General features: G+C 65.9%; 1 protein-coding gene. It reads left to right on the top strand.

Going from position 1 to position 1,110, the window contains the following annotated elements; all coding sequences use genetic code 11:
- The first annotated feature begins 265 nt into the window (after positions 1 to 265).
- A complete protein-coding gene (locus IP81_RS18525; protein ID WP_197274703.1) occupies positions 266 to 1,033 on the top strand; it encodes an MBL fold metallo-hydrolase in 768 nt (255 codons plus the stop codon).
- The last annotated feature ends 77 nt before the right edge of the window (positions 1,034 to 1,110 follow it).

Raw genomic sequence — 1,110 nt, 5'->3', positions numbered from 1 at the left:
GCGCCTCGGTCGGCTTCAACTTCTGAGGCCGGTCTTGACCATTCGCCCCTTCATCTTGCGGCAGCCGGGGCTCTTTTCCTGGCTGCCACTCCGCTCCTCGCCGATCAGCCGCAGGGCACCGCGGCAGGGGCTCAGCAAGAAGTGGATCAGCGGGGGCGTTGGGTCACCTTGGGCACGCGGGCCGGGCCGGTGGCATCACCGGTCCGCTCGCAGCCCGCGAACCTTCTGATCGCCGGCGATACCCGCATCCTCGTGGATGTCGGCGATGGGACGGCTGGCGGCGCTCGGCATTCCGGCGGCGCGGGTCGATGCCGTCTTCATCAGTCACCTCCATTGGGACCACACCGGGGGGCTGGCGGCGCTGCTGGGTCTGCGCGCACAGACCAATCCGCAGGTTCCGCTGGCCATTTACGGCCCGCCGGGAACCGCCGAGATGGTCAAAGGCCTGCTTGCCTCGATGAAGCCCGGCGCCGCTTCGGGCTACGGCGTGCCGGGCGAGGGAACGATCGATCTCGACAAGCTTACCAGCGTCACCGAACTGCGCGACCGCGCTAGCCTCGCCTATCGCGGGGTGAAGGTATCGGCCCGCAACAACACCCACTACAGCTTTGCGCCCGAAAGCGGTTTGGCGGAGCGGTTTGAAGCCCTGTCCTTCCGCTTCGACCTGCCCGGACGCTCGATCGTCTACACCGGCGATACCGGGCCGAGCAGCGCGGTGGAGGAGCTGGCTGCCGGGGCCGATCTGCTGGTGGCCGAGATGATGGATGTCGAAGACACCGTCGCCAGAACGCGCAGCTTCAACCCGGACATGCCCGATTCTCGCAGTCTGGCGATGGAAAAGCACCTGCGCGAGCATCACCTGCTCCCCGCCGATGTCGGGCAGATGGCCGCCCGAGCGAAGGTGAAGGGCGTGGTGGTGACGCATTTCGCGGGCCACGAGCGGGACGATCCGGCCCATTTCGAATATCTGCGGCAAATCGCAGCGCATTATGCTGGTCCGGTTGTCATTGCGAACGATCTGGATGTTTTCTAGGTTAGTCCGCCGAGCGCGATATACTTTGTTTCCAGATATTCCTCGATCCCGACCTGCGCGCCCTCGCGCCCGAGACC

The organism is Novosphingobium sp. AAP83 (assembly GCF_001295795.1).
Classification (GTDB): Bacteria; Pseudomonadota; Alphaproteobacteria; order Sphingomonadales; family Sphingomonadaceae; genus Novosphingobium.
This window is presented reverse-complemented; position numbering and strand designations above follow the sequence as displayed.